General features: G+C 33.4%; 9 protein-coding genes. 8 read left to right on the forward strand and 1 reads right to left on the reverse strand.

The window, feature by feature from the left end:
* Positions 1-474 precede the first annotated feature (474 nt).
* The 3 genes from AC07XN_RS22895 to gloA2 all read left to right on the forward strand — a co-directional run bounded on the left by AC07XN_RS22895 (position 475) and on the right by gloA2 (position 2,278).
* Positions 475-1,167 carry a helix-turn-helix transcriptional regulator gene (locus AC07XN_RS22895; protein ID WP_494744743.1) on the forward strand — a complete coding sequence of 231 codons (693 nt, stop codon included), beginning with the start codon at positions 475-477 and terminating at the stop codon, positions 1,165-1,167.
* An 88-nt stretch (positions 1,168-1,255) separates the two neighbouring features.
* Complete coding sequence (locus tag AC07XN_RS22900) at positions 1,256-1,756, forward strand: DinB family protein (RefSeq protein ID WP_494744744.1); 501 nt, start codon at positions 1,256-1,258, stop codon at positions 1,754-1,756.
* Positions 1,757-1,888: 132 nt separating this feature from the next.
* Positions 1,889-2,278, forward strand: a complete 390-nt coding sequence (gene gloA2 / locus AC07XN_RS22905; protein ID WP_494744745.1) for an SMU1112c/YaeR family gloxylase I-like metalloprotein — start codon at positions 1,889-1,891, stop codon at positions 2,276-2,278.
* 127 nt (positions 2,279-2,405) lie between these two features.
* On the opposite strand, the gene AC07XN_RS22910 is transcribed toward gloA2, so the two are convergent.
* Positions 2,406-2,636, reverse strand: coding sequence for a hypothetical protein (locus AC07XN_RS22910; RefSeq protein WP_309959222.1), 231 nt, complete (start codon positions 2,634-2,636; stop codon positions 2,406-2,408).
* 179 nt (positions 2,637-2,815) lie between these two features.
* Here AC07XN_RS22910 and AC07XN_RS22915 point away from each other — a divergent pair, with 179 nt between their 5' ends.
* The 5 genes from AC07XN_RS22915 to AC07XN_RS22935 all read left to right on the forward strand — a co-directional run bounded on the left by AC07XN_RS22915 (position 2,816) and on the right by AC07XN_RS22935 (position 6,004).
* Positions 2,816-3,163 (forward strand): tRNA-binding protein, encoded by a 348-nt coding sequence (locus AC07XN_RS22915; RefSeq protein WP_494744746.1) that lies wholly within the window; start codon positions 2,816-2,818, stop codon positions 3,161-3,163.
* A gap of 189 nt (positions 3,164-3,352) precedes the next feature.
* A complete protein-coding gene (locus tag AC07XN_RS22920) occupies positions 3,353-3,703 on the forward strand; it encodes a hypothetical protein (RefSeq protein ID WP_309921319.1) in 351 nt (116 codons plus the stop codon).
* Positions 3,704-3,733: 30 nt separating this feature from the next.
* Entirely contained in the window at positions 3,734-4,207 is a 474-nt protein-coding gene (locus tag AC07XN_RS22925; protein WP_309921321.1) for a Dps family protein, read from the forward strand.
* A 6-nt stretch (positions 4,208-4,213) separates the two neighbouring features.
* Positions 4,214-4,648: an SRPBCC family protein gene (locus AC07XN_RS22930; RefSeq protein ID WP_309921324.1), complete on the forward strand. Its 435-nt coding sequence runs from the start codon at positions 4,214-4,216 to the stop codon at positions 4,646-4,648.
* Between the two features lie 123 nt (positions 4,649-4,771).
* A complete protein-coding gene (locus AC07XN_RS22935) occupies positions 4,772-6,004 on the forward strand; it encodes a dicarboxylate/amino acid:cation symporter (protein WP_494744747.1) in 1,233 nt (410 codons plus the stop codon).
* Positions 6,005-6,090 lie beyond the last annotated feature (86 nt).

The raw sequence follows: 6,090 nt of genomic DNA on the forward strand, positions 1-6,090 counted from the left end.
GAAGAAGATATATTATAAGGAACAGAAAAGTTTGTCAGATTAATTGTTTCATTTGCGAAGGCATTATGCTTGCACAAGACAAAACATATTAAACAGAAAACCATTCCTGTATAAATTCGAGAAATTAACATTTATCGTTCTACTTACTTAGTGCAAATTTATTTAATAATATTATGATTAATTAACTCATTTAATGAGCCTCTAAAAAAATAAAAGCATTAACATATGTTAATAAACAAGCTTTTTTAAAGCTAATTAATCAAAAATATTATTAAATGTATTTCAGTGTGTTATTTAAAACAAAGATACAAAATCACGAACGCTTAAACAATTGTATAATCGAAAAAAATGTAAGATTAATCAAGAATTATTTTTTTTTAACATATGGTTGATGACTGTTATTTTTTTATTTATTCTAGCGTTATTTCTCGTTAATCTTTTCTATTTTTTTATTCTTATCTAACCTCGATATTTATGAATCGTATTGATAGACTATTTGGCATATTTACTTTGCTACAATCCAAAAAATATACTCCTGCCGAAAAAATTGCAGAAAAATTCAACATCAGTATTCGCACGGTTTATCGAGATTTAAAAGCTTTGAATGAATCAGGAATACCTTTAGGTTTTGAACAAGCCAAAGGATATTTCATCGTTCAGGGATTCTTCCTTCCTCCTATTTCTCTTACGAGTGATGAAGCTAATGCACTTTTAATAATGGAATCTATCGTATATCGTTTTACTGATAAATCAATACAAAAACACTATACCAATGCATTGAATAAAGTAAAGGCTGTGTTGCCCAATGCTCAAAAAGATAAAATAGATTCACTTTCAGATACAATCAAAATCCAAGTTCCACCGAATAGAGAACATCACAATTATGAATACCTATCAACATTACAACAAGCTATTTCTGCTAAAACCATCATCGACTTTGACTACAAGAATAACAGTGATGAAATCAGTAGTCGTAGGGCTGAACCTATAGGATTAGTTTTCTATGCTTTCAACTGGCATTTGATTGCTTGGTGTCATAAAAGAAACGACTATCGAGATTTCAGAGTTTCAAGAATTATTGTTGTAAAAGATACCCAAATGTCCTTTCAAAAAAATGATCATATCCCCCTATCAGACTACATGAAACTGCTTCCTGTAAATTATTGATTTTATTTATGCTTTTTCAAAAAGTTGTGACATAGGGTTGTCAGTGAGGGATTGTTTTTTTGCATCATCAACCAAAAAAACTAACAAAATGACGATGATTGCAATGTTCTTAAAGGAGTTGGACCAAGAAGCGGTTAGTACTCGAAAAATGTTATCGATTGTTCCAGCAGATAAATTTAACTGGCAACCTCATCCTAAAAGTATGACTGTGCTTAGATTGGCAACGCATATTGCAGAGTTACCATCGTGGGTGGGATTGGCATTAACAACCAGTGAATTAGATTTTAGCGTGGGCGATTATCAACCTGCTACTATTAATACGACTGCCGACCTATTAAATTTACTTGAAAAAAATTTAGAAGATGCTAAAACTCATTTATTAGCAGCCACGGAAGACCTATTAGAAGAAAGCTGGACATTAAGAAATGGCGATACTATTTATAGCACAACGCCAAAAAGCGAAACTATTCGCCACGCTTATTGCCAAATTGTACACCATAGAGCGCAGTTGGGTGTTTTCTTACGCTTACTAGATATTCCTATTCCGGGGTGTTATGGACCAAGTGCTGATGAAATAGGCTTGTATTAGTAAAAGTGAGCGAAATAGGAAGGCTGATAAAACAAGCTTTCCTATTATCCAAATTACTATTCAATAATAAGCCTTTTATTGTTGAAGAATGTTGTAGCAATCAATACCTTTGTGAAAATAAAAAAGAAGATTATGCTAGCTATCAATAAAATTCATCACATCGCTATTATTTGCTCGGACTATCCTACTTCTAAAAAATTCTATACTGAAATACTTGGGTTTAATATTGAGAATGAAGTATTTAGGGCTGAAAGAGAATCCTATAAATTAGATTTATCAGTAAATGGAGTTTATCAAATAGAATTATTTTCATTTCCTAACCCTCCAGCTCGCCCATCACGACCTGAAGCTTGTGGATTAAGACATTTAGCATTTGAGGTAAATGATATTCAGGGAACTCACGATTATCTAACAGGATGTAAGATAGATTGTGAAAGTATCAGGGTGGATGAATTTACAGGGAAGAGTTTCTTTTTCATCAGTGATCCAGATGGCTTACCGATTGAATTCTATGAAAAATAAAAGTGGTACCAATTTCTTACGAAACATAGTACCACACAAGGATAAGGTTAAGAGGGAATTTTGTGTATAAGAACTAAAATTTGCACGGGTTAGATTATTAAATATATAATAGGTATTGTAATTTTATTTATAGGAAATCCTCAGGCGGATAGTATATTTTATGGTAATCAAGCCAATTTTGTAGAAGATTTTTCTTTCTTTTGGGCACTCCAATTTGTATAGATTCCCGTGCATTACTACTATTTAGTTTTACAAAAAGCAAATTGAGCACTTGAGAATACATCACAAACGCAACATCGTTTGGATTAAATACTTCACCAGATTCACTAGTTAATTGAAAAGGTGCATGCTCTCTCATAAATTAAATGGCTAGTCAAACTCTTTTAAAAAAAAATTATATTGAAATACTTAGGCTATCGTAAATTTTTCCTTATTTCAAGTACGATTTACTGTTACAAAGTAAGCGAGTTTTTATAGAAGATTTTAGCGTAAAAATACCTGTTTTACAAAAATAATTTCACTAATTATTATTACCTTATGTTAAACACTGATACTATTTCATGGGAAGATTTTGAGAAAGTAAAGCTTCAAGTAGGCACTATTTTAGAAGCCAACGATTTTCCGAAAGCCAAAAAACCTGCCTACCAATTACTTATAGATTTAGGGTCAGAAGGTGGTCACAAGAAATCGTCAGCACAACTTACTAAATTATATACCAAAGAAGAATTAGTCGGCAAACAGGTTATTTGTGTAACAAACTTCCCTCCTAGACAAGTAGCCAATTTTATCTCAGAAGTATTGGTAACGGGCTTTATTTTGCCAGATGGCGAAGTAGTATTAGCAGCAGTAGAAAAAAACGTTCCGAATGGCACGAGATTGGCATAAATAACATTGAAGCCCTAACCGTATTTAATATACCGCTATGAGCTTTGTTTTCAATCATTTATAAAACGAATGTTTAATATTGAAATAGTTTTATCAATGAAGACTATTCCAATATTTATACTTAATTTTACATACTAATTTTAATTGCTTATATTAATTTGTATTGTTATTTTGACCTCAACTGAAAAAATGAAAACGCTATTCATCTTCATACTTACCTTCTTTGTTTTTTCCAAAGCATCAGGTTTTGGTTTGATTGAATATTCTACGGTAATGCATACCAAACACCGTATTAGACAAGATACTCTTAGAAACAATAATCAACAATTTGACGTTATACAAACAGCCACTCTTTTAAAGAAAGAGCCTGAAAAAACTGATGATAATAACCATTTTACAAAATCATTGATTCAATGGTTGGCAAATGGGGTTAAAACCACGGTTGAATTTATTACAAGTGCTTTTATCAATATAGGAAAAGCTATTTTAGCAGCTATCATCCATATATTTACTTCAAAAGCGTCTTATACAATTAGTTGATTAGAAAGTTATCAATAAAAAAATAAATTTATGACTCCAAACATTGGCATTTCTATTGAGAGTTTACAGAAAACCTCAACACTTCTGAATACATTATTGGCTGACGAATATGTGCTCTATACCAAAACCAGAAATTACCATTGGAATGTAACTGGCCCTAATTTTATTGAATATCATACTTTTTTTGAAGATTTGTATGATTTCGTAGACGAGCAAATTGATGCAATTGCTGAACGTATTCGTACACTAGGACATTTTCCGTTAGCTTCTTTGCACGAGTTTCTGGCTGTAACTAGATTACTAGAAACCAAACATCAACAAAGTGCTGCTTTAGAAATGTTACAAGAACTACTGAGTGACCACGAAACGATTATTAGGGTATTAAGACAGGATATCAAAACTACTGCCGATGAGTTGGGAGATGCAGCAACCAGTGATTTCTTGACAGGGCTTATGGCTGAACACGAAAAGATAGCATGGAAAATCAGAGCTTACTTAAGCTAACCCTCCATGAAAATACAGATCAAGACAACCGTAAATCAAGACCTTCTCAGTGTATGGGAAGGTTTTGATTTAAAATTATTCAAAGCACTTGCCCCTCCTTTTCCTCCTGTCGTTATTAAACAATTTGACGGTTGTCAGAAAGGAGATATTGTGCATCTGGTATTGAACTTTATTTTCTTTAAACAAGATTGGATTTCAAATATCATCGAACAAAAGAATAGCGAACACAGCATTTATTTTATCGACCAAGGCACTATACTCCCTTTCTTCTTGAAATATTGGCACCATGAACATAGGTTAGAAAGCCAGCAAACTGGTACGGTCATCACGGATAATATCGACTTTAATACTCCTTATTTATTGACTGATTACTTGGTATATCCATTGTTATACCTTCAATTTTTATATAGAAAACCGATTTATAAACGTTACTTTCAGTAAAGCAAAATCCACTCTAATTTGCAAAGGGTGGATTTTTTGTGTTAATTCGTTTTGAGAAAATACATTTCATTGAAATTTAGGACTAAAATCTAATCATTTCGACACAAACAAACTTAATATTAAATGAAGCTAAACATTACCACTAAAATTATCATCGGGTTTATCATCGGAATAATTGTAGGGCAAATTATGCACACTCAGCTGAGTGAAGAGCAAATCAACGAAGCCAGCAAGAATATAAAATTATTAGGAGATATTTTTTTAAGAAGCATTCACCTGATTGTTGGCCCCCTTATTTTTTGTACTTTATCTGTGGGCGTGGCTAAATTGGGCGATTTCCGCTTGGTAGGTAGAATTGGCTTAAAAACGTTGGCTTACTTTTATTTTGCTACTATTTTATCATTATTGGTAGGTTTAGTTTTTGTAAACATTACTCGCCCAGGTGAATTTGGTACTTGGAAATTACCTCAAAGTGGTATTGAAACAGGAGTTACAGCCAAACCTTTAAAGACTTTTAAAGATTTCCTTTTTGAGATTTTCCCTGACAATATTTTCCAAGTATTTGCTGAAAACAAAACTTTAGGAATCATCATGATTTCAATCGTTTTTGGTATTGCTTTGGCTACTATGGGCGAACATGGCAAAAAAATATCAAAAGGAATAGACTGGATTGGTGAAGCTATCTTTAAAATAGTAGGCTACATTATGCTATTGGCGCCATTCGCAGTTTTTGCGTCGATGACTAACGTGATTGCACGCAACGGTTTAGGGGTTTTGGTATCTTATGCCTACTTGATTATTTGCTTTTTCAGTGCATTGCTCTTCTTCATTTTCGTAGTTCTTTGGCTAATTTGCTACTTTTTGAAAATTCCATACTGGCGATTGATGGCAGCGATGAAAGATGCTATTTTACTTTCGTTTAGTACGGCAAGTTCTGAGGCTTCCATGCCAAAGCAAATAGAATCATTGAAAGGCTTAGGTATCAGCGAAAGAATCATCGGTTTTGTATTGCCATTAGGCTATAGTTTCAACCTTGATGGTTCGATGATGTATATGACCTTTGCAACTGGCTTTATTGCCCAAGCTTATGGTATGCCATTGAACTTAGACCAACAAGTAACGATGCTATTAACGCTATTATTAGCCAGTAAAGGTATCGCAGGTGTACCACGTGCCAGCTTAGTAGTAATTATGGGTACAATGACGCTATTTGGACTTCCACAAGAGGGTTTAGTATTGCTACTGGGCGTAGATCCTTTCTTGGATATGGGTCGTTCGGCAACATCGGTTGTAGGTAATGCTGTAGCTACAGTAGTTGTGAGTAAGTGGGAAGGCGAGAAACTGAGCGAAGCTTAGTCCTTTAGCTATAGTAATTATTGATAATCGTTTCTACCTGATATTATTATTTATCCTTAGCGAGGGACTTAAGTCCCTCGCTAAGG

The sequence above is a fragment of the Arcicella sp. GW458-12-2-14-TSB2 genome, from assembly GCF_059423785.1.